General features: G+C 69.6%; 22 protein-coding genes. 8 read left to right on the top strand and 14 right to left on the bottom strand.

Translation table 11 applies throughout. The features are described from left to right. Positions 1–91 precede the first annotated feature (91 nt). From acnA to dut, 4 genes are all read right to left on the bottom strand, one after another. Positions 92–2938 carry an aconitate hydratase AcnA gene (gene acnA / locus NFR93_RS02185; RefSeq protein ID WP_285814532.1) on the bottom strand — a complete coding sequence of 949 codons (2847 nt, stop codon included), beginning with the start codon at positions 2936–2938 and terminating at the stop codon, positions 92–94. A gap of 132 nt (positions 2939–3070) precedes the next feature. Next, complete coding sequence (locus tag NFR93_RS02190) at positions 3071–3847, bottom strand: DUF3159 domain-containing protein (RefSeq protein WP_502846245.1); 777 nt, start codon at positions 3845–3847, stop codon at positions 3071–3073. Further along, positions 3844–4440, bottom strand: a complete 597-nt coding sequence (locus tag NFR93_RS02195; RefSeq protein WP_251449690.1) for a DUF3710 domain-containing protein — start codon at positions 4438–4440, stop codon at positions 3844–3846. The genes NFR93_RS02190 and NFR93_RS02195 overlap by 4 nt, the downstream gene beginning before the upstream one ends. Further along, complete coding sequence (gene dut, locus NFR93_RS02200; RefSeq protein ID WP_251449691.1) at positions 4437–4889, bottom strand: dUTP diphosphatase; 453 nt, start codon at positions 4887–4889, stop codon at positions 4437–4439. The genes NFR93_RS02195 and dut overlap by 4 nt, the downstream gene beginning before the upstream one ends. Before the next feature lie 12 nt (positions 4890–4901). On the opposite strand from dut, the gene NFR93_RS02205 reads away from it, so the two are divergent. Then, entirely contained in the window at positions 4902–5396 is a 495-nt protein-coding gene (locus tag NFR93_RS02205; protein ID WP_251449692.1) for a DUF3093 domain-containing protein, read from the top strand. Here the strand turns inward: NFR93_RS02205 and NFR93_RS02210 are convergent. Next, positions 5371–5664 (bottom strand): DUF4193 domain-containing protein, encoded by a 294-nt coding sequence (locus NFR93_RS02210; RefSeq protein WP_251449693.1) that lies wholly within the window; start codon positions 5662–5664, stop codon positions 5371–5373. The genes NFR93_RS02205 and NFR93_RS02210 overlap by 26 nt on opposite strands. A 212-nt stretch (positions 5665–5876) precedes the next feature. Between NFR93_RS02210 and sepH the strand changes: the two genes are divergently transcribed. Beyond that, positions 5877–6893: a septation protein SepH gene (gene sepH, locus NFR93_RS02215; RefSeq protein WP_251449694.1), complete on the top strand. Its 1017-nt coding sequence runs from the start codon at positions 5877–5879 to the stop codon at positions 6891–6893. Positions 6894–6935: 42 nt separating this feature from the next. On the opposite strand, the gene NFR93_RS02220 is transcribed toward sepH, so the two are convergent. After that, the gene (locus tag NFR93_RS02220; RefSeq protein WP_251449695.1) at positions 6936–8051 is read right to left on the bottom strand and encodes an alkaline phosphatase family protein; all 1116 of its coding nucleotides are present in this window, start codon (positions 8049–8051) and stop codon (positions 6936–6938) included. A gap of 65 nt (positions 8052–8116) precedes the next feature. Here NFR93_RS02220 and NFR93_RS02225 point away from each other — a divergent pair, with 65 nt between their 5' ends. Continuing rightward, positions 8117–10576, top strand: a complete 2460-nt coding sequence (locus NFR93_RS02225) for a DNA gyrase/topoisomerase IV subunit A (protein WP_251449696.1) — start codon at positions 8117–8119, stop codon at positions 10574–10576. A 36-nt stretch (positions 10577–10612) separates the two neighbouring features. On the opposite strand, the gene NFR93_RS02230 is transcribed toward NFR93_RS02225, so the two are convergent. Further along, entirely contained in the window at positions 10613–12682 is a 2070-nt protein-coding gene (locus NFR93_RS02230) for a DNA gyrase/topoisomerase IV subunit B (protein ID WP_502846246.1), read from the bottom strand. 174 nt (positions 12683–12856) lie between these two features. Here NFR93_RS02230 and NFR93_RS02235 point away from each other — a divergent pair, with 174 nt between their 5' ends. Beyond that, complete coding sequence (locus NFR93_RS02235) at positions 12857–13081, top strand: DUF7455 domain-containing protein (RefSeq protein ID WP_251449697.1); 225 nt, start codon at positions 12857–12859, stop codon at positions 13079–13081. A 23-nt stretch (positions 13082–13104) separates the two neighbouring features. Here NFR93_RS02235 and NFR93_RS02240 read toward each other — a convergent pair whose 3' ends face one another. From NFR93_RS02240 to NFR93_RS02250, 3 genes are read right to left on the bottom strand one after another with little or no spacing between them, the layout of a single operon-like run. Beyond that, positions 13105–14154, bottom strand: a complete 1050-nt coding sequence (locus NFR93_RS02240; protein ID WP_251449698.1) for an alanine racemase — start codon at positions 14152–14154, stop codon at positions 13105–13107. Continuing rightward, positions 14151–14834 carry an alanine racemase C-terminal domain-containing protein gene (locus NFR93_RS02245; protein ID WP_251449699.1) on the bottom strand — a complete coding sequence of 228 codons (684 nt, stop codon included), beginning with the start codon at positions 14832–14834 and terminating at the stop codon, positions 14151–14153. Before NFR93_RS02245 ends, NFR93_RS02240 begins: the two co-directional genes overlap by 4 nt. Further along, positions 14834–15859: a sugar-transfer associated ATP-grasp domain-containing protein gene (locus NFR93_RS02250; protein ID WP_251449700.1), complete on the bottom strand. Its 1026-nt coding sequence runs from the start codon at positions 15857–15859 to the stop codon at positions 14834–14836. Before NFR93_RS02250 ends, NFR93_RS02245 begins: the two co-directional genes overlap by 1 nt. A 78-nt stretch (positions 15860–15937) precedes the next feature. On the opposite strand from NFR93_RS02250, the gene NFR93_RS02255 reads away from it, so the two are divergent. Further along, positions 15938–16969 (top strand): sugar-transfer associated ATP-grasp domain-containing protein, encoded by a 1032-nt coding sequence (locus NFR93_RS02255; protein ID WP_251449701.1) that lies wholly within the window; start codon positions 15938–15940, stop codon positions 16967–16969. On the opposite strand, the gene murJ is transcribed toward NFR93_RS02255, so the two are convergent. The 4 genes from murJ to NFR93_RS02275 form a co-directional block, all read right to left on the bottom strand. Continuing rightward, on the bottom strand, positions 16966–18555 hold the full coding sequence (murJ, locus tag NFR93_RS02260) for a murein biosynthesis integral membrane protein MurJ (RefSeq protein WP_251449702.1): 1590 nt from the start codon (positions 18553–18555) through the stop codon (positions 16966–16968). The genes NFR93_RS02255 and murJ overlap by 4 nt on opposite strands. A gap of 14 nt (positions 18556–18569) precedes the next feature. Next, complete coding sequence (locus tag NFR93_RS02265) at positions 18570–19268, bottom strand: coenzyme F420-0:L-glutamate ligase (RefSeq protein WP_251449703.1); 699 nt, start codon at positions 19266–19268, stop codon at positions 18570–18572. After that, the gene (locus NFR93_RS02270) at positions 19265–20620 is read right to left on the bottom strand and encodes an RNA polymerase sigma factor (protein WP_251449704.1); all 1356 of its coding nucleotides are present in this window, start codon (positions 20618–20620) and stop codon (positions 19265–19267) included. The genes NFR93_RS02265 and NFR93_RS02270 overlap by 4 nt, the downstream gene beginning before the upstream one ends. Positions 20621–20844: 224 nt before the next feature. Continuing rightward, on the bottom strand, positions 20845–21765 hold the full coding sequence (locus NFR93_RS02275; RefSeq protein WP_251449705.1) for a proteasome assembly chaperone family protein: 921 nt from the start codon (positions 21763–21765) through the stop codon (positions 20845–20847). Positions 21766–21850: 85 nt separating this feature from the next. Between NFR93_RS02275 and NFR93_RS02280 the strand changes: the two genes are divergently transcribed. From NFR93_RS02280 to sucB, 3 genes are all read left to right on the top strand, one after another. Then, positions 21851–23329: a leucyl aminopeptidase gene (locus NFR93_RS02280; protein ID WP_251449706.1), complete on the top strand. Its 1479-nt coding sequence runs from the start codon at positions 21851–21853 to the stop codon at positions 23327–23329. Continuing rightward, positions 23326–24699 (top strand): dihydrolipoyl dehydrogenase, encoded by a 1374-nt coding sequence (gene lpdA / locus NFR93_RS02285; RefSeq protein ID WP_251449707.1) that lies wholly within the window; start codon positions 23326–23328, stop codon positions 24697–24699. Before NFR93_RS02280 ends, lpdA begins: the two co-directional genes overlap by 4 nt. Before the next feature lie 63 nt (positions 24700–24762). Then, positions 24763–26601 carry a 2-oxoglutarate dehydrogenase, E2 component, dihydrolipoamide succinyltransferase gene (gene sucB, locus NFR93_RS02290; protein WP_251449708.1) on the top strand — a complete coding sequence of 613 codons (1839 nt, stop codon included), beginning with the start codon at positions 24763–24765 and terminating at the stop codon, positions 26599–26601. Positions 26602–26603 lie beyond the last annotated feature (2 nt).

Raw genomic sequence — 26603 nt, forward strand, 5'->3', positions numbered from 1 at the left:
CTCCTTTCCAGGCCGGTCGGGCCGCCACCAGTCTATCCGCGGAGAACGGCAGAGGCCGGGCGGAGCGCGCCCGGCCTCTGTGGGATACGCGTCAGACGAGCGACCGCAGCACGTACTGGAGGATGCCGCCGTTGCGGTAGTAATCCGCCTCGCCGGGCGTGTCGATGCGCACGACCGCGTCGAACTCGACGGTGTCCTTGCCGGGTGCCGAGAACTCGCTGGGCGCGGCTGTGACGCGCACCGTCTTGGGCGTCACACCCTCGTTCAGCTGCTCCAGCCCCGTGATCGACACGATCTCGGTGCCGTCGAGCCCCAGCGACTCCCAGCTCTGCCCGGCGGGGAACTGCAGGGGTACGACACCCATTCCGATGAGGTTCGAGCGGTGGATGCGCTCGAAGCTCTCGGTGATGACGGCCTTCACTCCCAGCAGGCTCGTGCCCTTCGCCGCCCAGTCGCGCGACGAGCCCGAGCCGTACTCCTTGCCGCCGAAGATCACCAGCGGCGTGCCGGCGGCCTGGTAGTTCTGGCTCGCGTCGTAGATGAACGACTGCGGACCACCCTCCTGGGTGAAGTCGCGCGTGTACCCACCCTCGATCACGGCGCCGCCGTTCACCGCGCTCACCAGCAGGTTCTTCAGCCGGATGTTCGCGAAGGTGCCGCGGATCATCACTTCGTGGTTTCCGCGGCGCGAGCCGTAGGAATTGAAGTCCTTCCGGTCCACGCCGTGCTCGGCGAGGTAGTGACCGGCGGGGCTGTCGACCTTGATGTTGCCGGCGGGGCTGATGTGGTCCGTCGTGACCGAGTCCCCGAGCGTCGCGAGCACGCGCGCGCCCGCGATGTCCGACACCGGGGTCAACTCCATCGTCATCCCGTCGAAGTACGGGGGCTTGCGGACGTACGTCGACGCCTCGTCCCACTCGAACACATCGCCGGTGGGGGTGGGGAGGTTCTTCCAGCGCTCATCCCCCTCGAAGACGGTGGCGTACTGGCGGGTGAACATCTCCTCGCTGATCGAGGAGTCGATCGTCGCCTGGACCTCTGCCGCGTCGGGCCAGATGTCCTTCAGGAAGACGTCGTTGCCGTCGCGGTCCTTGCCGAGCGGGTCCGTCTCGAAGTCGAAGTTCATCGATCCGGCGAGCGAGTACGCGATCACCAGCGGCGGGCTGGCGAGGTAGTTCATCTTGACGTCGGGGTTGATGCGCCCTTCGAAGTTGCGGTTGCCCGACAGCACGGCGGTCACCGCGAGATCGCTCTCGTTGACGGCGGCCGAGACCTCTTCGATCAGCGGTCCGGAGTTGCCGATGCACGTGGTGCAGCCGTACCCGACCGTGAAGAAGCCGAGGTCCTCCAGGTCCTTCGTCAGACCCGCCTTCTCGTAGTAGTCGGTGACGACCTTGGATCCGGGCGCGAGGGTGGTCTTCACCCACGGCTTCGCCTTGAGGCCCTTCTTCACCGCGTTGCGGGCGAGCAGGCCCGCGGCCAGCATCACCGATGGGTTGGACGTGTTCGTGCACGAGGTGATCGCGGCGATGGTCACGGCCCCGTGATCCAGCACGAACGACTCGCCGCCGGCCAGGGTCACCGGGGTCGGCTTGCTGACCGAAGCGGGAGCGTGCGAGTGGTGGTGGTGCGCGTGGTGGCTCGACTCGTCCTCGGGGGTCATCCCCGGCGGGTCAGATGCCGGGAAGGACTCCGAGATCGTGAGGTCCACGAGGTCGTGATCGACATCGGCGTAGTTGACGAGGTCGGACTCGAACTGCTGCTTCGATCGCGACAGCTCGATGCGATCCTGCGGGCGCTTCGGGCCGGCGATGGAGGGGACGACCGTCGAGAGGTCGAGTTCCATGTACTCGCTGAAAACCGGCTCGCGGGACGCGTCGTGCCACAGGTGCTGCGCCTTCGCGTACGCCTCGACCAGGGCGAGGTTCTGCTCGCTGCGGCCCGTGAGGCGCAGGTAGTCGATCGTGACGCCGTCGATCGGGAACATCGCCGCGGTGGAGCCGAACTCCGGGCTCATGTTGCCGATGGTGGCGCGGTTGGCCAAAGGCACCGAGGCGACGCCCTCGCCGTAGAACTCGACGAACTTGCCGACGACGCCGTGCTTGCGCAGCATGTCGGTGATCGTCAGCACCACGTCGGTGGCGGTGACGCCGGTGGGGATCGAGCCGGTCAGCTTGAAGCCGACGACGCGCGGGATGAGCATCGACACCGGCTGCCCGAGCATGGCGGCCTCGGCCTCGATGCCTCCCACACCCCAGCCGAGCACGCCGAGTCCGTTGACCATGGTCGTGTGCGAGTCGGTGCCCACGCACGTGTCGGGATAGGCGCGCAGGACGGATTCGCCGGTGGTCGAGTTCGTCGAGACCCGGTCGTACACGACCTTGGCGAGGTGCTCGATGTTGACCTGGTGCACGATGCCGGTGCCCGGGGGGACGACCTTGAAGTCGTCGAACGCCGTCTGACCCCAGCGCAGGAACTGGTAGCGCTCGCCGTTGCGCTCGTACTCGATCTCGACGTTGCGCTCGAGTGCGTTCTCGGTGCCGAACAGATCGGCGATCACCGAGTGGTCGATGACCATCTCCGCCGGCGAGAGCGGGTTGATGCGGCTCGGGTCGCCGCCGAGCGCCGCCATCGCCTCGCGCATCGTGGCGAGGTCGACGATGCAGGGGACGCCGGTGAAGTCCTGCATCACGACGCGTGCGGGCGTGAACTGGATCTCGGTGTCGGGCTCGGCCGCGGCATCCCACGATCCGAGCGCCTGGATCTGCTCCTTGGTGACGTTCGCGCCGTCCTCGGTGCGAAGCAGGTTCTCCAGGAGCACCTTCAGGCTGAAGGGCAGCTTGTCGTAGCCCTCGACCTTGTCGATGCGGAAGATCTCGTAGTCGGTGCTGCCGACCGTCAGGGTGCTCTTGGCACCGAAGCTGTCAACCGTGGACACGCGTGTCTCCTTCGTCGGCGGCGGATGGACCGAGGCCCGTCCGCCCATCTTCCCCCGGTGCGCGCGGCGCTGCCAAGTGAGGCAGGCCTTACCGAGAACCGGCAGATTTATCTTGATGTCGAGATAAATGTATCAGCTTGCGGGCTTGGGGTAGAGGGCGCGGACGGTCAGCCACGTCACCGCGACCATGGGCGCGAAGAGGGGGATCCCCATGACCAGCTTCAGCGTACCGAGGAGCGCCACGGCGCTGTCGCGCTGCGCCGGCTCGAGCGAGGTCAGATAGATCGGGAACTGAACGATGAGGCGCGCGGCGAACAGAGCCGCCCATGCGATCGTCAGCCAGAAGAACGCGCGCCGCTTCCGCTTGGACGCACGCCACGCGGTGCCCTCCCCCATGAGGAACCCGACGGCCAGGCCGATCAGCGGCCAACCGACGAACGCCGACATCAGCAGTGCGGAGCCGTAGACGGCGTTCGTGATGAATCCCGGTACGAAGTTGTCCGACGGGTTGCCGGTGATCAACGCCAGCGCGGCCGCAACGCCGGCGGCGACGAGGCCGCCGATGGCCGCGGAGGGGGGCGATTTCTGAGCGAGCCGCACCACGGTGAACACGGCCGCGATCCCGACCGAGATCGCGAGCGCGGGAACGAGCTTGTCGCCGGTCTCGCCGGGGATCAGGGTGTACGCGACGATGAACGCCAGGCTCGGGAGGACCGATTCCAGGATGCCGCGCCATCCGCCCATCGCCTGCCAGACGACGTGCCCGGTGGACGTGCCGGCGGCGGGGTCGAGCCCGGCGCGTCGGGCGGCGCCGCCGAGAGCCGCCCCGAGCATTTCGGATGCCGAGGGCGAGGCCGCCGCGGCCTCGTCGTCGCCGCTGCTCGCCGGAGGCGGGTCGGGCCGGCTCACGCGCTGCCCGGCGTGGCGGGCATGCGCAGCGGGATCAGGTCGCGCGGGGGCATCGGCGACGCACCGCGCACGACCACGATCGAACGGAAGAGGTCCTCGACCTTGGCTGCGGCTTCCACATCGCTCGCCGCCGCACCCCCGATCACACCTCTGAGGAACCAGCGGGGACCGTCGACGCCGATGAACCGTGCCAGGCGCATCCCGGCGGAGCCGTCGGCACCCGTCGCCGGCACCTCCGCGAGGAGCTCGGGCCCGAGCGGGCCTTCGCGCTCCTCGACGCGTCCCCCCTGCTGGCGGATCTGACTGCGGATCTGCTCGCGGGTCTCCTCCCACAGTCCCGTCGAGCGGGGTGCCGCGAAGGGCTGCACCTGAAGCGTGGAGCCGGCGTAGTCCAGGCCCACCGCGACGATGCGCTTGGTCTGCTCCTCGACCTCCAGCCGCAGGTTGAGTCCCTCACGAGGCAGGACCTTGATGCCGCCGAGGTCGATGTAGGGACGGACGGGGTTGGCCTCGGCCTCGTCGAACGGGCCCGATTCGGACCGGTCCTGGGGGGCCACCTTGCCCGAGGAGTCGACGGGGGTGGGGTCGGTCATGCGATGACTTCTTCCTTCTGGTAGCCGGTGGAGCCGAAGCCGCCCTCGCCGCGGGCGCTGTCGGGCAGTTCCGCCACGGGGACGAATCGCGCCCGCGGCACCGGCATCACGATGAGCTGTGCGATGCGGTCGCCCACCGAGACCTCGAACGGCTCGGCGGGGTCCGTGTTGAGCAGGGCGACCTTGATCTCGCCGCGGTAGCCGGCGTCGACGGTCCCCGGAGCGTTCACGATGGTGATGCCGTGTTTGGCGGCCAGGCCGCTGCGCGGGACGACGAAGCCGACGAACCCGTCGGGCAGTGCGATCCTCACGCCGGTTCCGACGAGGGCCCGCTCTCCGGGCCGAAGTGTGAGCGTCTCGGCCGAGGTCAGATCGGCGCCGGCGTCACCGGGGTGGGCGTACACCGGCGCGGCGGACGCGATAATGGGGACGTCCACGGTTTCAGTCACTCAACGAGGGTAATGCAGAACACAGTGCGCGATGTCGACGTCGAGACGACCTACCGGGAGCGGCTCAGCCCCTCGTTGTGGGTGCTGGCCTCCGCGGCCGTCGCGGGGCCCATGGCGGCGCTCGTGCTGGCTCCCGTCGACCGCACCCTCGCGCTGATCGGCGGTGCGGGGGTCGGTGTCGCGCTCATCGCGATCCTGGTGCTCAGCTCCCCCGTCATCGAGATCACGGGCGGAAGGCTGCGTGCGGGCAGGGCCCGGATCGAGGTGGAGTGGCTCGGTGCTCCCCGGATCCTGTTCGGCGACGAAGCGCGGGATGCTCGCGGGGTGGCGCTGGATCCGCGGTCGTGGCATGTCATCCGCGGGGGGATCGATCCGATCGCGGTGATCCCGATCCTCGACCCCGACGATCCGGCGCCGTCATGGGTGCTGTCCTCGCGGACGCCGGACCGTCTCGCCGCCGCTGTGCGGCGGGCTCAGGCCGCTACGCGGAGCACTCCGCGCAGATAGGACCGTCGGCGCCATCGTGGTCGAGCTGCGAACGGTGCTTCACGAGGAAGCAGTTCATGCAGGTGAACTCGTCCTCCTGCGGAGGCAGCACCACGACGTCGAGCTCGAGGTCCGACAGGTCCGCGCCGGGAAGTTCGAAGCCCGAGGGGTTGTCGGCGTCCTCGACGTCGACCGTCCCGGACATCTTGTCGGGGACGCGCTCCTTGAGGGCCTCGATCGACTCGCTGTCGTCGTCGGTCTTGCGCGGTGCGTCGTAGTCGGTGGCCATACGTGAAGGTCTCTACTTCCAGGGAGTCGCGGGGAGAGCCCGCCGGTTCGGGCGGCGATAGTTTGCATGACCGCCACCGGTTTCGCAAATGCACGCGGCGGCGGTGAGGCTGCGTCGGGTCCAAACCCGCGGCACGCCCGCGATATTCCCGGCGCATCGCCCGCGCTGTGACAGCATGAAGGCGCATACGGCTGGATCGGAGAGGCGTTCGCATGGAACAGCTCAAGGTCATCGGAACCGAGGACGATCGGCTCGTCCTGGCTACCGAGGGGGGCGACAGGTTCGCCCTCGCCGTCGACGAGGTGCTGCGCGCCGAATTGCGCAGGGCGCGCCGCGATCAGGACGCCGATTCCCAGGCTCCGCGTCCGAGCCCCCGAGAGATCCAGGCCCACATCCGCGCGGGCATGTCGGCTCGCGAGGTGGCGGAGCTGCTGGGAGCGCGCATCGAGGACGTGCAGCGTTTCGAAGGTCCGGTGCTGGCCGAGCGCGAGCACGTGGTGGGCCAGGCGCTGGCGGTTCCGGTGCTTCTAGGCGGCGAGTTCGAGGCGGACGCGCACCACACGTTCGGTGCTGCCGTCCGCGCCAAGCTCAGCGAGGCGGGCGCCGTCGGCGAACGCTGGACGAGCTGGAAGGAGCAGGCGGGCTGGGTGGTGAAGCTGGAGTTCACCGCCGGTGACATCGATCACGATGCACGGTGGGGCTTCGAGCCCCGGCGCACCACACTGACTCCCCAGAACGCCGATGCCGTGCAGCTGTCCCGCCAGGGCTCGCTCCCGGACGGCCTCATACCGCGACTGCGCGCCCTCGACGTAACGCCGCTCAAGGACGAATCCCGCTTCGACAGCGGCGCCTTCGGGCCTCGCCGTCACACCGAAGTCGAGATAGAGCAGCCCGATCCCCCGGTGTCCGGGTCGCCGGCTCAGGAAGCGGCCATCAAGCGTCGCAGCGAGCCGGTGGTGACGTCAGCCGAGACGGCCGATCTCCTGGAGGCACTGCGACGCCGCCGCGGTCAGCGCGAGCCGTTGCCGGGCATGGAGGAACCGGACGCTCCGTCGTCGTCGCCCGTGGCCCTGTTCGATGCGCTGGACGTTCGCGAGGACGAGACCGACGGGGATGCCGCGCCCGAGCAGACGAGCTCGCCCGCCGTGGCCGAAGCCGGACGCCGGAAGGGTCGGACGTCCATGCCGTCGTGGGACGAGATCGTCTTCGGAGCGCGCACCGACGACTGACCCGGAGCGCGGGTCTCCCGCACCGCGCCGCGCGTCCGCGTCTCAGGACCGTGCGAAGGCCCCGAGCCCCAGCAGCGGCACGACTCGCTCCTCATCGGTGAGCGATCCGTGCTGCCCGATCATCCGCTGCGCGCCCTTGTCCGCCTCGCGATCGTCGTAGTAGGCGATGCCGGCACGTGCGGCCACCAGCACGTCGCCGATGCGCGCGCGCACGTCATCCGCGACGTCGCCGAACAACCCGGCCTCGATCGCCTCGTCTCGCGACAGCACCCAGGATCGATGGGCCTCGGCGTGGCGCCAGCGGGTGAGCACGGCGTCGGCCTCGGTGTCCGAGGCGTACAGGTGCAGCATCCGCGGTTCGCCGCCGATGTGTCGCACGCCGTCGGTGAGACCGCCCTCGGTCAGCAGGACGTGCCGATGCCGCGGCACGTCCACCATGCCGTGGTCGGCTGTGACGACGATGCCGACGCCGCGGGTCGCCGCCGCCTCCAGGTCCCGGGCGGCGGCATCGACCCGCTCCAGGGCCGCCACCCACTCATCGGACTCCCAGCCTCTGCGGTGCCCGATCGCGTCGAGCTCGGGCGCATAGAGGTAGGTGAGGGAGCCCGGCACCCGCGACGCCAGCGCTGCGGCGGCCCGGACGCGCTGGGTGAGATCGTCCTCCCCGTGGAACTCGGCTCCCCCGAGGGTCGCCGCGGTGAAGCCCGTCCCGGCGTACTCGCTCTTCGAGACGGCGAAGAAGGGCCGCTCGCCCGCAGACGACGGCGTCGCACGCTGCCAGCCCGGGGGCAGGTGGCCGGCGTCCCATCCGCGCAGCTGGTTCACGACCTCGTCGGTGGCGGGGACGCGGGCACGGTACCCCACGATGCCGTGCGTCCCGACGGACGCACCGGTCAGCAGACTCGTCAACGCGCTCGCCGTCGTCGAGGGGAAGACCGTGCGGCAGACCGCGCGGCGTCCCCCCGCCTGCGCGAGGAAGCGGGCGTGACCGCTTCGCGCGGCGAGGTTGCGTGCGCCGAGTCCGTCGATGACGAAGACCACGGCGCTGGTGGCCGGAGGGAACCACGTCGATCGACCGTCCAGGGCCGCCGTCATCTCTCCGACGACGTCGGTGAGGCTCCGGGCCCCTGGCGGGTCCGCGGGTAGGCTGAGGGACATCCGGGCCAGTCTCGCACACGACAGATTGCCCCCCGCCGACCGCTGTCTCCCGAGGCCTCATCGTCATGCCCGCATCCCGCACCGAATCCGCTCCCGCCGACCACGGCCGCATCGAGGACGTCGACGTCTCGACCGAGATGCAGGGGTCGTTCCTCGAGTACGCGTACTCCGTGATCTACTCCCGCGCCCTGCCCGACGCTCGGGACGGACTCAAGCCCGTGCAGCGCCGCATCCTCTTCCAGATGGCGGACATGGGACTGAGGCCCGACCGGGGGCATGTGAAGTCCGCGCGCGTGGTGGGCGAGGTCATGGGGAAGCTCCACCCGCACGGCGACGCGGCGATCTACGATGCCCTGGTCCGTCTCGCACAGTCGTTCTCGCTGCGCGTGCCCCTCGTCGACGGCCACGGCAACTTCGGCTCGCTCGACGACGGACCGGCCGCCGCCCGCTACACCGAGGCGCGCCTGGCGCCGCCGGCGCTGGCGCTCACCGAGAACCTCGACGAGGACGTCGTCGACTTCATCCCGAACTACGACGGGCAGTTCCAGCAGCCCGAGGTCCTTCCCGCCGCCTTCCCCAACCTCCTCGTCAACGGCGCGACCGGCATCGCGGTCGGCATGGCCACCAACATGGCCCCGCACAACCTCATCGAGGTCGTCGCCGCAGCGATCCACCTTCTCGACAATCCCGACGCCACGGTCGAGGAGCTCATGGAGTTCGTCCCCGGCCCCGATCTCCCCTCGGGGGGGATCATCGTGGGACTCGACGGGATCAAGGACGCCTACGCAACGGGGCGCGGGACGTTCCGCACGAGGGCCAAGGTGTCCATCGAATCGCTGGGGCCGCGCCGAACCGGTCTGGTGGTGACGGAGCTCCCCTATCTCGTCGGCCCCGAGCGGATCATCGAGAAGATCAAGGATGCCGTCAACGCGAAGAAGCTGCAGGGCATCGCGGATGTCGTCGATCTGACCGACCGTCACAAGGGCCTTCGTCTGGTCATCGGCATCAAGACCGGATTCGATCCGCAGGCCGTGCTCGAGCAGCTCTACCGGCTCACACCGCTGGAGGATTCGTTCGGCATCAACAATGTCGCGCTGGTGGGCGGTCAACCGCAGGCGCTCGGCCTGCGGGAGATGCTGCGGGTGTACCTCGAGCATCGCATCGAGGTCGTGACGCGGCGCAGTCGCTATCGTCTCGCGCGACGGCAGGAGCGACTGCACCTGGTCGAGGGGCTGCTCATCGCGATCCTCGACATCGACGAGGTCATCCAGGTGATCCGCGCCTCCGACGACGGCGAGCAGGCACGCGGGCGGCTGATGGAGGTCTTCGACCTCTCGCAGCCTCAGGCCGAATACATCCTCGAGCTGCGGCTCCGCCGCCTCACCCGCTTCTCGCGCATCGAGCTCGAGGCCGAACGCGACGAGCTGAAGACCGAGATCGCGCACCTCGAGGAGCTTCTCGCCAGCGACGTCCTGCTGCGCGCCCAGGTCGCGCGCGAGCTGGACGCCGCAGCCGAGACCTTCGGCACGCCGCGGCGGACGCTCCTCCTCAACGGCGGAGTCGCGACGTCCCGGGCGAGCCGGTCGCGGCAGCCGGCCGACCTGCAGATCGCCGATGCACCGTGCCGGGTGTTCCTGTCGGCCACGGGACGGATGGTCCGCGCGGATCTCGCGGCCGAGGACGGCACCGGGGGGATCGTGCCCCCCACCCGTCGGTCCAAGCACGACGCCGTGCGGTCGGCGGTCGACACCACCACGCGCGGGGACGCCGGGGCCATCACGAGCACGGGTCGCCTGGTGCGCTTCTCACCGGTCGATCTGCCGTCGGTTCCCGGCAACTCGGTGCAGTTGGCCGCGGGGACGCGTGCCGAGCACTACCTGACCCTGGGCGCGGATGAGCACGTCGTCGCTCTCGTGCCGCTGGAAGAGAAGCCGGTGCTCGCGGTCGGCACGGCGCAGGGTGTCGTCAAGCGCGTCGCGGCCACGGAGATCTCGACCAAAGCGGACGTCGAGATCATCGCGCTGAAGCCGGGCGACCGGGTCGTCGGCGCCGCGCCTGCGCCGGACGGTGCCGAGCTGATCTTCGTGACCACCGACGCCCAGCTGCTCCGGTTCGACGCCGCGTCCGTGCGGCCGCAGGGACGCACCGCTGCCGGCATGGCCGGCGTGCGCGTCGCCGCGGGCCAGCACGCCGTCTACTTCGGCTCGGTCCCCGCGGACGCGCACGAAGCCGTCGTGGTCACCATCGCAGCGTCCTCCACGGCGATCGCGGGAACGGATGCCGGATCGGCGAAGGTGTCGGACCTGGCGGAGTTCCCTCCCAAGGGCCGGGCCACCGGCGGCGTCCGCGCCCAGCGCTTCCTGCGGGGCGAGGACGTGATCGCGCTCGCGTGGGTCGGGGTGGAGCCGCGCGCGACCGGCGCCGACGGCTCGCCCCGAACGCTGCCCTCGGTCAAGGGCAGGCGCGACGCCAGCGGCACCCCGCTGGATGCCGTCGTGGGTGCCCTGGGCACGGTCGTCCGCTGACGGGAGGACGGCGCCTCGCCGCTGCGCCCGACGACGTCAGACGTCGATGCGCTCGCGTGCGAGACGATCGGACGCGTCGATGATGAACTCCCGCCGGGGAGCGACGTCGTTCCCCATCAGGAGTTCGAAGACACCGGTCGCGGCTTCGGCGTCGGCGACCCGGACCCGGCGGAGGGTCCGGCCGGCGCGGTCCATCGTCGTGGTCGCCAGCTGCTCGGCATCCATCTCGCCCAGGCCCTTGTAGCGCTGGATGGGCTCGTGCCAGCGCCGACCGGACTTGGTCAGCTTGGCCAGGAGCGCGTGGAGCTGGGCCTCGTTGTACGTGTACACCGTCTCGTTCGGCTTCGAACCGGGGTTCTGGATGATGACCCGGTGCAGCGGCGGCACCGCGGCGAAGACGCGTCCGTCTTCGATGAGCGGACGCATGTACCGGAAGAAGAGGGTGAGCAGCAGCGTGCGGATGTGGGCGCCGTCGACGTCGGCGTCGCTCATCAGGATGACCTTGCCATAGCGGGCCGCGCCGAGGTCGAACGAGCGACCCGATCCGGCGCCGATCACCTGGATGATGGAGGCGCACTCGGCGTTGGAGAGCATGTCGCTCACCGAGGCCTTCTGCACGTTGAGGATCTTCCCCCGAATGGGCAGCAGCGCCTGGTACTCGCTGTTGCGCGCGAGCTTGGCGGTGCCCAGTGCCGAGTCACCCTCGACGATGAACAGCTCGGATTCCCCCACGTCGTTCGAGCGGCAGTCCACGAGCTTGGCGGGCAGGGACGAAGACTCCAGCGCGTTCTTGCGACGCTGGGTCTCTTTGTGAGCGCGTGCCGAGATGCGCGACTTCATCTCCGCGACGACCTTGTCCAGGAGCTGGGCGGCCTGGGACTTGTCGTCCCGCTTGGTCGAGGTCAGCCGCGCGGTCAGCTCCCGGGTGACGACGTTGGCGACGATCTGGCGCACCGCGGGGGTGCCGAGCACCTCTTTCGTCTGGCCCTCGAACTGAGGTTCGGGGACCCGCACCGTCAGCACCACCGTCAGTCCGGCGAGGATGTCGTCCTTCTCGAGCTTGTCGTTGCCCACCTTGAGTCGTCGCGAGTTCTGCTCCACCTGGGATCGGAGCACCTTCATCAGAGCCTGTTCGAACCCCTGCTGATGCGTGCCGCCCTTGGGCGTGGCGATGATGTTGACGAAGGAGCGGCTGACGGTGTCGTATCCCGTCCCCCACCGCACGGCGATGTCGACGTGGCACTCGCGCTCCAGGTCGGTCGGCACCATGGCGCCGGTCGGCTGCAGCACGGGAACGGTCTCGGTGAAGGTGCCCGAGCCGCTGAGCCGCCAGGTGTCCGTCACGGGTGCGTCGGGGGCGAGGAACTCCGCGAACTCCGAGATTCCGCCCTCGTACCGGTAGCTCGTCTCGACGGGCTCGTCGGTCCGCTCGTCGCGGATGACGATCTCGAGCCCGGGGACGAGGAAAGCGGTCTGGCGGGCACGCTGCTCGAGCTCCTGCAGATGGAACGCGGCATCCTTGGTGAAGATCTGGCGGTCCGCCCAGTACCGGATGCGCGTCCCGGTCGCGCCCCGCGGAGCCTTGCCGGCTATGCGGAGCTCACTGCTGCGCTCGAACGGACGGAAGGTCGAGTCCGGTGTCGGTCCTTCGAAGATCCCGGGCTCACCGCGGTGGAAGGACATCGCCCAGGTCTTGCCGCCGCGGTCCACCTCGACGTCGAGTCGCTCCGACAGGGCGTTGACGACCGACGCGCCGACCCCGTGCAATCCGCCCGATGCGGCGTACGATCCGCCCCCGAACTTGCCACCGGCGTGGAGCTTCGTGAAGACGACCTCGACCCCGGACAGTCCGGTGCGCGGTTCGATGTCGACGGGGATGCCGCGTGCACGGTCGCGCACCTCGACGCTGCCGTCGGGGTGCAGAACGATGTCGATGCGGTCGCCGTGGCCGCCAAGGGCCTCGTCCACCGAGTTGTCGATGATCTCCCACAGGCAGTGCATGAGCCCGCGGGAGTCGGTGGAACCGATGTACATCCCGGGACGCTTGCGGACCGCCTCCAGTCCCTCGAGCACCTGGAGGTGGTGGGCGGAGTATTCGACGGTCACAATCCTCAAGCGTATCCGCGCACGCCATGGGACCCCCGCACGAACACGGCGCTCGAGGGCCGTCGTACGCGGTCAGCGAACTGTGACCCGATCGCGGCATTCTCGAAACAAACGCGTGGTTGTATGTCATGAATCAGCACGACCCGAGCGATTCGCGACCGAGGAGGCACCGAGATGAACACGCTATCGACACCCACCGAGCCCGCCGCCGTCCTCGAGTACCGTCTGAACGCCGCGGATCGGTGCGACTCCTGCGGCGCACAGGCCTACATCGCCGCCGAGGTCAACGGCAGCGAACTGCTCTTCTGCGCTCATCACGGCCGCAAGTACGAAGAAAAGCTGCGTACCATCGCGACTTCCTGGCACGACGAGACGTCTCGCCTGCACGACGCCGACTGAGCACACCGGGGCTTCGGCTCCGATCAGGCGCGTCCTTCGACGTAGCGCCGCGGCAGATCCGGCGACACTCTCGTGACGATCTCCTCGCCGATCGTGTCGATGAGTTCGGCCAGACCGGTCGCTGTGGGCTCTCCGCGCGTGCCCGGGCCGTAGATCACGACGGTGTCGCCGATGGCGGCGCCCGGCCACGCGGCCACCGCACTCTCGGTGTGGCCCACCCGCAGGAGTGCCCGCGGACCGGCCGGCGTTCCGACCGATGTGCGGCCCGCAAGTGTCGAGAACAGCCCGTCGAACGCCCCTGTGTCCACCACGACCTCGTCGCGTGCGATGGCGGTGACGGTTGCGATAAGACGAGCGATCGGGACAAGCCCCAGGTCGGCGCCCGATGGCCCTCCCGCCGGTGCCACACCGTAGGCGTACGCCCCCACGCGCACGAGGTCGTAGCGGAAGGCGCGGCGCGCGAAGGATGCCGCACTGGCGGCGAGATGGTGGATGCTCGGCCCGAGCCCGGCCTCGACCGCCTCGCGCCGAGCGAGATCGAAGACGGCGCGGGCGGCATCGTCGTCGGCGTCGGACGCCTCGGCGATGTGGCTCCAGATGCCGACGACCCGAGCGGTGCCGTCGAGTTCGAGCTGCCTGGCTTGGCGCACGGCGGCAGGCCAGTCCTCGGGCCGGAAGCCGTTGCGGTGAAGGCCGGTGTCGATCTTGAGGTGAACGCGGGCGGAACGCTCGGCGCCGACCCGCGCGACGTCCTCCAGGACCTCACGGTCCCCGATCCCGAGATCCAGATGGAGGTCGACGGCCGCTGCGACCTCATCCACGGAGGGAAACGTCCACACGAAGATCCGCACCCGACCGCCGACGGCTGCGCGGACGGCGCGGGCGGTCTCGATGTCGTAGGCGCCGATCCATCGGATGCCTGCGGCGACGGCGCGTCGCACGAGCGGTACGGCTCCGTGGCCGTAGGCGTCGTCCTTGACGACCAGCATCGGCTCCGCCGGCGACACGCGCGCCTGAACTGCTGCGATGTTCGCGTCGAAGGCGGCGAGGTCGATCTCGAGGGCGGCGGTCACGGATCGCTCCTCGGCACGCCCGGTGCGCGGCCGGCGAGTCGGCCGACGGTGGCGACGATCTCCGCCGCGCTCGCACCCGTGTGGGCGGCCCACTCCGCGACCGGGGGGTGCCCTTCGGCGGGGTCGCCGAAGTACCAGACCACGTCCCCTCGGCGAACGTCGGCGTCACCGATCTCGACGACGCACACATCCATCGCGACACGTCCGAGGACCGGACACCGCGCGTCGCCGATGGTCACCGCTATGCGGCCGCCGAGGCCCCTGACGACTCCGTCGGCGTAACCGCCCGACACCAGAGCGATGCGGGTGTCCCGTGTCGCTCGATACCGGTATCCGTAGGACACGCCCTCCCCCGCCTTCAGCTCCTTGCTGCTGATCACCCCGCCGTTCAGGCGCATGACGGGGACTCCCGGGCCGTCGAGACCATAGAGTTGCTCGCCCGGAACCGTCGGCCCGGCCGAGGTGACGATGCGATCCGCAGGGAAACCCGCGTCGATCACGCTCGCGGCGGCGTGGGGGTCGACCAGAGCCGTCGCCGAGGTCTCGGCGCGCACGGCTTCGGCCACGACGCGCAGCCCGTGACCCCAGGCGTCCGCCCGCAGATCGAGGACGCTCCCCTGGTCGGATCCGGAGAGATTCGCACGCAGCGCGGCCTGCGACACGCTGACGCGGACGCTCATCAGCGGAGGGCGTCTCCCATGACGCGCTCATGGCGCGGGCGCGTGCCCTCACGGATGCCGGTCGCGCTCACGCGCGTCTCGTAGAGTCCGGGGATCCAGTTGCCTTCGATCAGAACCGGGCCGTCGGGCCCCACCGCCACGTCCCAGCCGATGTACGGAACCTGGGGGATGCGCCGCGCGGCACGATCGACCAGCGCGATCACCTCGTCCCACAACGGCACCTGGAAGTCCACGATCGACGCGTGCGAATCCGGGTGCTCGAGATAGCGGCTCTTGTGCTTGCCGGTGTGTCCCGGCCCCACCGAGTGCCCGGCGTCGTCCAGCATCGTGAAGAAGCCGCCCCAGGTGAACTGATCGCTCACCGCGCCGCGGCCGAACTTCTGCACCATGACCAGCGGGTGCACCTTCTCACCGTCGAAGTACGTGGTGATACGGGTGGTGTTGACTGTCCCGGCGCAGTAGGACGACAGGTAGGGGTGCTGAGCGATCGGCTGCTCGACGAGGATCTGGCCCTTCTCGATGAGCTCGCTGCGGAAGGCATCCCAGTCGTCGACCTCGGCCGTGTCGTAACGGAACACGCCCTTCCCCTCGCGACTGACCGGCACCTTCGCGATGATCACGGGATGCCGGCGGGCGAATTCCTGGAGGGCAGCCGCGTCGGCGTCGTCGACCTGCATCCACTCGCGGCCGAGGAACTCCCCGAACGCGCGGTTGAAGTTCAGCTTGTCCTCGAGCGTCTTCGCGACCTCGCGGTCGTTGACCGCGGTAGCCAGGTGATGCTGCACGAGAGAGGTCATGAAGGTTCGCCGCTCTTTGCGGGTCAGCAGCGCGAAATCCGCTTCGTAGTAGTCGATGTAGGCGGTGTCGCGGAAGGCGGCGGACCACAGCATGTCGACGAAGACCGGCACCGCCCACTTGCCCGTCTCGTCCGAGATCTGGCGGGCGAAACCCCACACCCGGGCGGGACGGAAGGCCGTGGCGCGCTTCAGGAAATAGCCGGCGCGCGCTTTCAGAGAGATGCCCATAGACGACCGATTATACGAGGACGAGCTGTCCCACCCCGGCGCCCGCACACGCGGAAGCCCCTGTGTTAGCGTGAAGCCGTGTCACAGAGCTCCCTGCGCGTGCGCTACCTGCTGCAGCGGGCCCGGCGGCTGAAGCCGTCGAACGTGACGGAGTTCGCCCGCCAGGTCAAGAAGGTGTCCAAGGCACCTCTCCCGGTGATCGTGGCCGACATGCTCTGGTGTTCGGTGCGATACGAAATGGGCTTCCGGGACTACGCGGTGTGGGACATCCGCCTGCTGAACGGGCGCGAGCGCCGTACGTGGATGACGCATCCCAAGGCCATCCGCCTCAACAACACCCTGAACGGCCCCGATTCCGCGGCACTACTCGGCGACAAACCCAAGTTCTACCGCGATTTCGCGGACATGATCGGGCGGGACTGGCTGGATGTGGCCGACGCCGACGACGATCAGATCACCGCCTTCCTCGCACGGCACCCGCGCGTCCTCGTCAAACCGGCGCGGGGCGAAGGCGGCCGTGGGATCACGACCTTCGAGGCGGCCGACATCTCCGACCCGGCCGCATGGCGGGAACTTCTCGTCTCGGAGGACCGGACGCTCGTCGAAGAGCTTCTGCCCCAGCACGAGCGCATGTCGCAGCTGTACGCCGGGAGCGTGAACACCCTGCGCATCATCACCTACCGCGCGCCCGACGAGCGGTTCCACGTCATCGCCTCGGTGCTGCGCATCGGCAACGGCGGTGTGGTCGACAACTTCGCCGGCGGCGGCATGTTCACCATGCTCGACGACCGCGGAGTGGCACGCTGGGCGGGGGTCGACAAGAACTCGAACGTCTTCCCCCGGCATCCTGTCACCGACGTGCCCATCGCGGGGTTCGAGGTGCCCCTGTTCGCCGAGGCTCTGGCGATGGTCGAGGCGGCGTCGCGACGCCTGCCCACCGTCCCCTACGTCGGATGGGATGTGGCCATCACCCCCACCGGCCCCGCGCTCATCGAGGCGAATCACAACTCGAGCGTCTTCCAGATGAAGCCGAGCGTGTCGGGTGTGCGCACCGGGCTGCTCGCGCGCTACCGGGACGCCGTCGGCTCGGGAGTGCTCGACCGTCGCTAACGCGACAGCTTGGCGCGCACGAGCGCGACCGCCGACGACAGCTCCGGCGTGCGCACCACCGCCAGCAGGGCGAGATAGACGGCACCGCTGGCCGCGCAGATGAGGAACGTGCCCAGGGCGCCGAACAGCTTGTCCTGCAGCATCCACCCCTCGGGCCCACCGGCCCACAGATACACGCCGTAGCCGACGACGCCGCTGGGGATCGCGGCCATGGTGAACCGGACCAGGCCGAGCAGCGGCCCGCGCAGCCCCAGCGGCCCGATCTTGCGGCGCAGCAGCCAGACCGCCAGCATCAGCTCGATCACGCCGCACAGCGTCTGCGCCGCCGCCACCGCCGCGGTGAGGTACTCCCGCGGCACCAGGGCCGCGACCAGCGTCAGCGCGACGACGAGAACGCCCTGGACGAGGGTGAACCAGAACGGCGTCCGGGTGTCGCCGTACGCATAGAACGTGCGCTGCACGATGAACAGGACCGCCATAGGCGTCAGCGACAGCAGGAACGCCACGAGAACCGGGGCGGCGAGCTCGGCATCCGACGCCTGGTTCGTGAAGATGCGTGAAGCCGGTGCGGCAGCCGCGATGAGCGCCGCAGCCGCGATCACCACGAACAGCCCCAGCGTGCGGATCGCGGCGCCGATGTCGTCGCGCACCTCGCGGTGGCGTGCCGCCGCGGCGTGCTCGGCGATGCGGGTGAAGTACGGGGTGCCGATGGAGAGGACGATCAGCGCGTACGGCACCATGTACACCAGCCACGCGTTCTGCCAGACCGCGACGGAGGCGTTGTCACCCGAGGCCACCGCGATCGTGCGCTGCTGCACGATGCCTGCGCCGAGGGTCACCAGGACCATTCCGAACGTCCAGGTGGCGAGGCCGCCCATGTCGCCGAATCCGGCGCCGCGCCAGCGGAAGTCGGGCCGCAGCGGAATACCCGACCGGCGCCAGGCGATCGTCAGCACGACCGTCTGGGCCACGATTCCCAGCGTGGCCGTTCCGCCCACGAGGGCGATCATCTCGGGCCCCCACCCGTCGAGCTGATTGCGGTCACTGCCGTAGATGGCGATGAAGGCCGCGAACCCCGCGATCGAGACGAGGTTGTTCACGACCGGGGCCCACGCGTACGGCGTGAACATCCGGCGTGCGTTGAGGCTCTCGCCCATGAGGGCGAACATGCCGTAGAAGAAGATCTGCGGCAGACACCAGTAGGCGAAGGCGGTGGCCAGCGCCCGCTGCGCTTCGCTGAAGGTCCCGGCGAAGACCCAGATCAGCGCCGGGGCGAGAAGCATCGACACCGCCGTCGCGGTCAGGAGGATCGTCGCGCCCACGGTCAGCAGTTTCGGCAGGAAGGCACGGCCTTCGTCCGCCTGAGCGCTGACGGCCACGACGCGGGGCACGATGACACCGGTGAGCAGACCCGTGGAGATGAGGGTCAGGACCGTGTTCGGTAGCTGGTTGGCGACGCCGAAAGCGTCGCTGGCCGCTCCGATCGCACCGATCGCACTGACCAGCACGATGGTGCGCACGAGCCCCGTGAGCCGCGACACCAGGGTGCCGGCGGCGATGAGGCTGCTCGCGCGCGCGAGATTCATCAGGGGGCGACCGCTCAGGCGGCGCGGATGATGCCGAGCGGCGTGGACTCGTGGCCCTGCCCCAGAGGGTTGTCCTTCAGGATCGTCACCAGCCGCTTCTCCGTTGCACGGTCCACCGTCGACCCCAGGATGTTCCCACCGAGGTCGTTGATGTCGACCACCGCGACCTCGGCGGCGCCGCCCAGCAGCGCCTTGAGGTGCTTCGCGACCTCGTCGGGTCGCTCCGGACCCAGCACGACGGCCTTGTTGTAGGGAGGGATCGTACCGCTGGTCGGGCCGTCGATCGCGCGGGCTTTGTCGCCGGCGATGCGATAGAAGTCGCCCTTGCGGCCGAAGGCCTTCGTGACGGCCGACACCGCAGCGGCCAGGAGGATGCGCGGGGTGCCGCACTCGCGCAGCGCCATCTCCATCGTCTCCGGCATGCCGAGACCGATGCCGTACGGCGTGCGCGTGACGTACTTCGAGAGGAAGAGCGCCAGCCGGCGCGGCGTGATCTCCTCCACGAGGTACGAGCGCCCCTGCGTGATGGCCACGATCTTCTCGGTCACGAAGAGCAGATCCCCGGGCCGCAGGCTGTCGCCGACGTACTCGCGGATGAACGCGTCCAGATCGTCCCCTGGCAGCACCACGCGGGTGCGGATCGGGATCCGCGAGTACGAGGTGCCGTCGACCTCGACCGTGAGCGCCTTGCCGGCGTTTGCTTCGGCGCTCACTCGAGGTAGTCCCGCAGCGACTGCGACCGGCTGGGGTGCCGCAGCTTCGCCATGGTCTTCGACTCGATCTGACGGATCCGCTCACGGGTCACGCCGAAGGTGTCGCCGATCTGATCCAGCGTCTTGGGCTGTCCGTCGCCGAGGCCGAATCGCATGCGGATCACGCCCGCCTCGCGCTCCGACAGCGAGTCCAGCAGCGACTCGAGCTGACGCTGCAGCATCGTGAACCCGACCGCGTCGGCGGGAACGACCGCCTCGGTGTCCTCGATGAGGTCGCCGAACTCGCTGTCGCCGTCCTCACCGAGCGGCGTGTGCAGGGAGATGGGCTCGCGGCCGTACTTCTGGACCTCGATGACCTTCTCGGGTGTCATGTCGAGCTCACGGCTGAGTTCTTCGGGGGTGGGCTCGCGTCCCAGGTCCTGGAGCATCTGCCGCTGGACGCGGGCGAGCTTGTTGATGACCTCGACCATGTGCACCGGGATGCGGATGGTCCGGGCCTGGTCTGCCATGGCGCGGGTGATGGCCTGCCGAATCCACCACGTGGCATACGTCGAGAACTTGAAGCCCTTGGTGTAGTCGAACTTCTCCACCGCGCGGATGAGACCCAGGTTGCCTTCCTGGATCAGATCCAGGAACTGCATCCCACGCCCGGTGTACCGCTTGGCCAGCGACACCACGAGACGCAGGTTCGCCCCCAGCAGGTGGCTCTTCGCCCGCTGCCCGTCGCGCGCGACCCACTGCAGGTCCAGGCCCAGTTGGCTGGACTTCTCGGCAGCGGACATGTGCGAGAGCTTCTCCTCGGCGAAGAGACCGGCCTCGATGCGCATGGCGAGCTCGACCTCTTCGGCCGCATTCAGCAGGGGAACCTTGCCGATCTGCTTCAGGTAGTCCTTGACGGGGTCGGCCGTCGCGCCGGTGATCTGGGTCGAGTAGACCGGAACGTCGTCCTCGTCGCTCGAGGACAGCACGATGGCGCCCGTCGGAAGCGGCTCGGTGAACACCGGCTTGGTGCTCTCCTCGTCGTCGTCCGAGTCGGCGTCGGCCGTGGGCTTGCCGTCTGTCTTGTCGGCGGGCGTCTCATCGGACGCATCCGCCTCATCGGCGGTGTCCTCGGCGGCGTCGATCTCGACATCATCGTCGATCTCGTCCGTGTCATCGTCGGAGGTGCGCTTCTTCGCGGCGGTCTTGGGCGCAGCCTTCGCGCGCGTCGCGGCGGGCTTCTTGGCGGCCGGCTTCTTGGCCGCCGCCTTCTTGGTCGCGGGGGCGGCGGTATCGGTCGGCTCGACCGTCTCCGCGTCGGTGTCCTTCGCCGCCGCGGCCGCACGGGCCTTGGTGTTCGTGCCTGGAGTCACGTTTCGCCTTTCACCGCCGGGTGCCGAAAGCACTCCCACCGGTAGATCTCGGACACTAGTAAGACCCTTGTCAAGTCCGGAGGCCGCGCAGAGCACGGCGGAACGGGTTGACAACGGGTCGGAGCGTCTATTGTCTCACACTCGCCGCGCGGCACTCCCCCGGCCGGCGCGGCATCTCTGTCGCTGTGTCCCAACGCGTCGAGGACCCGGCACATTCCTCCGATTCAGGATCCGCGCTTGTCCTCGTCCGCTGGGCGCGTGGCGAGGAAGCGCTCGAGTTCGGCGGCGAGTTCCTCGGCGCTGGGCAGATCGCCGGTGTGGATCATCGGCGTCGCGTTCGTGGATCCGGCCATGTAGGCGTCGTAACGCTCCTCCAGAGCCTGCACCATGCGCGAGAGCTCTTCACTGCCGGTCACCTGCTCGTCCACCTTCTCGAGGTAGTCCCGGTTCTCGTCGCGCAGCGCGTCACCGGCGAAGACCAGACCCGTCGCCACGGTGAGGCTGTCCAGGGCGGCCAGGGCGGCGGCCGGATACTCCGTGTCGCCGAGGTAGTGGGGAACGAGGATGACGAAGCCCGCCACCGCGACACCTGCCTCGGCGAGCCGGTACTCGAGCAGATGCCCCGCCGTGGCGGGCACCTGGGTCTGCGGCTTCCAGACCGAGTGCGCGGCAGTGAGGTCGGCTCTGGTGCCGCTCACGGTCGTGCCGAGCGGCCGGGTGTGGGGCACGGGCATCGGTATCGCGTGCACCCACGTCACGGTGCTCGCGGCGAGTTCATCGCACAGTTCGGTCACCGCGAGTGTGAAGGCGTCCCAGGCGAAGTCGGGCTCGTAACCGGCGAGAAGGAGGAACGGCTGGCCCAGCGTGTCGTGCGCGAGGGAGAGCTCGAGCCGAGCCGGGCGGTAATCGGTGAGGTGATCCGCGTCGAAGGAGATCACGGGGCGGCGCGCCCGGTAGTCCAGGAGCACGTCGTTCGCGAAGACGACCAGCGGCGTCGGACCGGTCTCGTCGCGAAGGTACTGCACGACGCGGCTCACGGCGCTGCCGGCGTCGGTGAAGCCGGTCAACGCGATCACGAGCGGCAGGCCGCGCGGGACCGGCGGGGCGGACGCCACGCGCTCGAGGATCGATCCGGAAAAGGGCATGTGGCCATGCTACGAGCCGGTTCGACCCGCCGGATGCGGCCGCGTCCCGCTCACAGCGAACAATCCCCTCCCTAGGATGGGAGCCATGTCGTTCCCCGACCTCGAATACCGCACCGACCCCATCCGAGAGTCCGAAGCCGACGCGATCCTCCTCGCCCTCCCCCCGCTCACCGACGCGGACGACGCCGTCCTCGCCGATTGGCCGGGTCTGCGCGAGGCACTCGAAGCCACCGGCTTCACGGGCGCCCCAGGCTCCTTCCAGCGGACGTTCGCCCCGGAGGCGACGACCCGCCCCCTGGCCGTCGTGGGCACCGGCGGCGCACCGGACGACGCTGCGATCAGGGAAGCCGTCGGAGCCGGCATCCGCTCCCTCACGGGGTACGCCACGGTCGCCGTCGGCGCCCCGTTCGCCGGGCCGCACGCGTGGCGCGCCGCCGCCGAGGGCGCCGCTCTGGGCGGCTACCGGTTCGACGGCTACAAGACCGAGGCGCCAAAGTCCCGTGCCGCCACCGTGATCATCCACGGCGACGCGCCGGCCGACGACGAGGCTCTCGCCGCGGTGCACGCGGAGGCGGAGGCCGTGGCGCTCGTGAAGGATCTCGTGGCGATCCCGGCCGAGTGGCTGGGGCCGGCAGACCTCGCAGCGCGTGCCGAGGAAGAGGTCTCGGGCCTCGCGGTCACCGTCGAGATCCTCGATGAGGAGGCGTTGCGCGCGGGCGGCTACGGCGGGATCCTCGGCGTGGGTCAGGGGTCCGATCGTCCGCCCCGCCTGGTGCGACTCGAGTACGCACCTGCGCAGGCGACCCGCCACGTCGCCCTGGTGGGCAAGGGCATCACCTTCGACACCGGCGGCCTGTCGCTCAAGCCCCCGGCTTCGATGGTCGGCATGAAATACGACATGTGCGGCGCGGCCACCGTGCTCGCCGTGCTCCGCGCCGTGGCCAAGGTCGAGGCGGACGTGAAGGTGACCGCGTGGCTGTGCCTGGCCGACAACATGCCGTCCGGGCGCGCGACGCGCCCCGGCGATGTGCTGCGGATGCTCGACGGGACCACGGTCGAGGTGCTCAACACGGATGCCGAGGGCCGGCTCGTCCTCGCCGACGGCCTGGTGGCTGCGAGCCGCGAGAAGCCGGACGTGATCGTCGACGTGGCGACCCTCACGGGCGCCATCACGGTGGCGCTCGGCAATCGCCACACCGGAGTCATGGGCGACAACGGGGCCGTCACGGAGTACCTCGCCGCCTCCGCCGAGGCGGGCGAGCTCGCCTGGCAGCTTCCTCTTCCGGCGCATATGGTCGACGAGCTCGACTCCCCCATCGCAGACCTGCAGAACGCCAAGATCGGCGATCCGGCGGGCGGGTCGCTGTTCGCCGGTCTGTTCCTGCGGCATTTCGTGGGCCGGGTGGAGGACCAGCCCGACGCCCCGCGCATCCCCTGGGTGCATCTGGACATCGCCGGTAGCGGCATGCACAAGGGAGCGCCGTTCGGATTCACCGACAAGGGGCCCACCGCCGCGACGGTGCGCGCCCTCATCAGGTTCGTCGCGGGCGAGGTGACCCGATGACCGACCACACCTTCGATCTCGTCGTCCTCGGCGGTGGGAGCGGCGGCTATGCCGCGGCTCTGCGTGCGGCCGAACTCGGTCGCACCGTCGCCCTGGTCGAGAAGGACAAGCTCGGCGGAACCTGCCTCCACCGCGGATGCATCCCGACGAAGGCGCTCCTGCACGCTGCGGAAGTGGCGGACGGCGCGCGCGGAGCAGGAGCGGTGGGCATCCGCGCATCGTTCGAGGGCGTCGACCCGGCAGCACTCCGCGCGTATCGCGAGAACATCGTCGCCAAGAAGCACAAGGGCCTCGAAGGTCTCATCCAGGCGCGCAAGATCACCGTCGTCCGAGGCGAGGGCCGGCTCGAGCCCGGACCGGCGGTGCGCGTCGGCGAGGACCGCTATCTCGGCACGGATGTCGTCCTCGCAACAGGCTCATACAGCCGCACCCTGCCTGGCCTCGAGATCGGCGGGCGCATCCTCGCCAGTGAGCAGGCCCTCGCCCTCGACGAGGTGCCGAGGTCGGTCGTCATCCTCGGCGGGGGTGTCATCGGCGTCGAGTTCGCCAGTGTCTGGCGATCCTTCGGCGTCGACGTGACCATCGTCGAGGCGCTGCCGCATCTCGTTCCGGCTGAGGACATCGCCAGCAGCAAGGCCCTGGAGCGGGCCTTCCGCCGTCGCGCGATCTCCTCGTCCCTGGGCGTGCGCTTCGCGTCGGCGTCGCAGTCCGACAGCGGCGTCGTCGTCGAGCTCGAGAACGGCGACCGGCTCGAAGCGGACTACCTCCTCGTCGCGGTCGGGCGCGGTCCCCTGACTGCGGATCTCGGGTTCGAAGGCGCCGGAGTGGAACTCGAGCGCGGGTTCGTCCGCGTCGACGAGCGGCTCCGCACGACGGCAGAGCACGTCTGGGCGGTGGGCGACATCGTGCCCGGGTTGCAACTTGCCCACCGCGGATTCCAGCAGGGCATCTTCGTCGCCGAGGAGATCGCGGGACGGGCGCCGGTCGTCGTCGAGGACGCGCTCATTCCGAAAGTCACCTACAGCAGCCCCGAGGTCGCCTCCGTCGGTCTGACCGAGGCCGCCGCGATCGAACGTCACGGCGCCGACGCAGTGGTGTCCTACGAATACAACCTCGCCGGCAACGGCAAGAGCGAGATCATCGGGACGGGCGGGATCGTGAAGGTCGTCCGTGCCACGGACGGGCCCGTCCTGGGCGTGCACATGGTCGGGGACCGCGTCGGAGAACTCATCTCCGAGGGCCAGCTCGCCGTCGCCTGGGAAGCGCATCCCGAAGACATCGCCCCGTTCATCCACGCGCACCCCACGCAGAGCGAAGCTCTGGGTGAAGCCTTCCTGGCGCTCGCCGGCAAGCCGCTGCACACCCTCTGACGATCCGACCCATCAGCATCACTAAGCTAGACGAACATCAGGCATCCTGAAGGAGACAACCCCATGAGCACTTCCGTGGTCCTCCCCGCGCTCGGAGAGAGCGTCACCGAGGGAACGGTCACCCGCTGGCTCAAGCAGGTCGGTGACACCGTCGAGGCCGACGAAGGACTGCTCGAGATCTCGACCGACAAGGTTGACACCGAGATCCCCTCGCCGGTCAGCGGCGTCATCGAGGAGATCCTCGTCCAGGAGGACGAGACCGTCGAGGTCGGAGCCGTGCTGGCCAAGATCGGCGACGGCTCCGGTGGCGGGCAGTCCGCGCCCGCCCCCGCAGAGGAACAGGCCGCACCCGCGGAAGAGGCCGCACCTGCCGAGGAGGCACCTGCCGAGGAGGCACCTGCCGAAGAGGCGGCACCTGCCGAGGCAGCAGCTCCGCCCGCCGAAGCCCCGCAGCCCGCCGAGCAGCCCGCGCAGAACGATGCGGGTTCGGGCGCCGGCAAGGATGTCGTGCTCCCCGAGCTCGGCGAGTCGGTGACCGAAGGTACCGTGACCCGCTGGCTCAAGCAGGTCGGCGACGAGGTGGCCGAGGACGAGCCGCTGTTGGAGATCTCCACCGACAAGGTCGACACCGAGATCCCGTCGCCCTTCGCGGGAACACTGCAGCAGATCCTGGTGCAGGAGGATGAGACCGTCGCCGTCGGATCGCCGCTCGCCCGCATCGGCGACGGAGCACCCGCACCCGCAGCCCCGGCAGAGGCTCCCGCAGAATCCGCACCCGCCGAGCCTGCTCCCGCTGCTGCGCCCGCTGCTGCGCCCGCTGCTGCGCCCGCGCAGGAGGCCCCTGCCCCCGAGCCGTCCGCGCCGGCACCCGCCAGCGAGAAGCCCGCTCAGGAGCCCGCCCCGGCGCCTGCCGCGCAGAAGCCCGCCGCTCAGCCTGCCGCCGCAAAGCCCGAGACGGCGTCGCCGGCCGGGGCATCCTCCGACGATGACGCGCCGACCTATGTCACACCGCTGGTGCGCCGCCTCGCCCAGCAGCAGGGAGTCGACCTGGCCTCGGTGACCGGCACCGGTGTCGGGGGTCGTATCCGCAAGGAGGACGTCCTCAAGGCGGCCACCGCTGCGGCGAGCCCCGCCGAGTCCGCACCGAGCGCAGCCGCCGAGGCCGCACCCGAGGTGGAGGTCTCGCCGTTGCGCGGAACGACCCAGCCGATGTCGCGCCTTCGCAAGGTCCTCGCCGAGCGGGCAGTGGCCTCGATGCAGTCGACCGCTCAGCTGACCACCGTCGTCGAGGTCGACGTGACCAAGCTGGCCGCGTACCGCGATCAGGTGAAGGCAGAGTTCCTCGAGAAGACCGGCGACAAGCTGTCGTTCCTGCCGTTCTTCGCCCTCGCCGCCGCGGAAGCGCTGCAGGCCCATCCCGTCATCAACGCCACGGTCGACGGCGAATCGATCGTCTACCCGGCGTCGGAGAACCTGTCGATCGCCGTCGACACGGAGCGCGGCCTGCTCACGCCCGTGGTGCGCGACGCCGGCAGCAAGAACATCGCCGAGATCGCCCATGAGATCGCGGATCTCGCGGCGCGTACCCGGAACAACAAGCTGAAGCCCGACGAGCTCGCGGGCGGCACCTTCACGCTGACCAACACCGGGTCTCGTGGCGCGCTGTTCGACACCCCCGTCGTCTTCCTGCCGCAGTCCGCCATCCTCGGCACCGGCACTGTCGTGAAGCGTCCCGGCGTGGTGAAGGTCGATGGTCAGGAGGCGATCGCGATCCGCTCGTACGTCTATCTCGCGCTGTCGTACGACCACCGCATCGTGGATGGCGCCGACGCGGCCCGGTTCCTCAGCGCGGTCAAGACCCGCTTGGAGCAGGCGGCCTTCGCCGGGCAGCTCGGTATCTGACG

It is taken from the genome of Microbacterium sp. Marseille-Q6648 (assembly GCF_943181415.1).
In the GTDB taxonomy this organism is placed as follows: Bacteria; Actinomycetota; Actinomycetes; order Actinomycetales; family Microbacteriaceae; genus Microbacterium.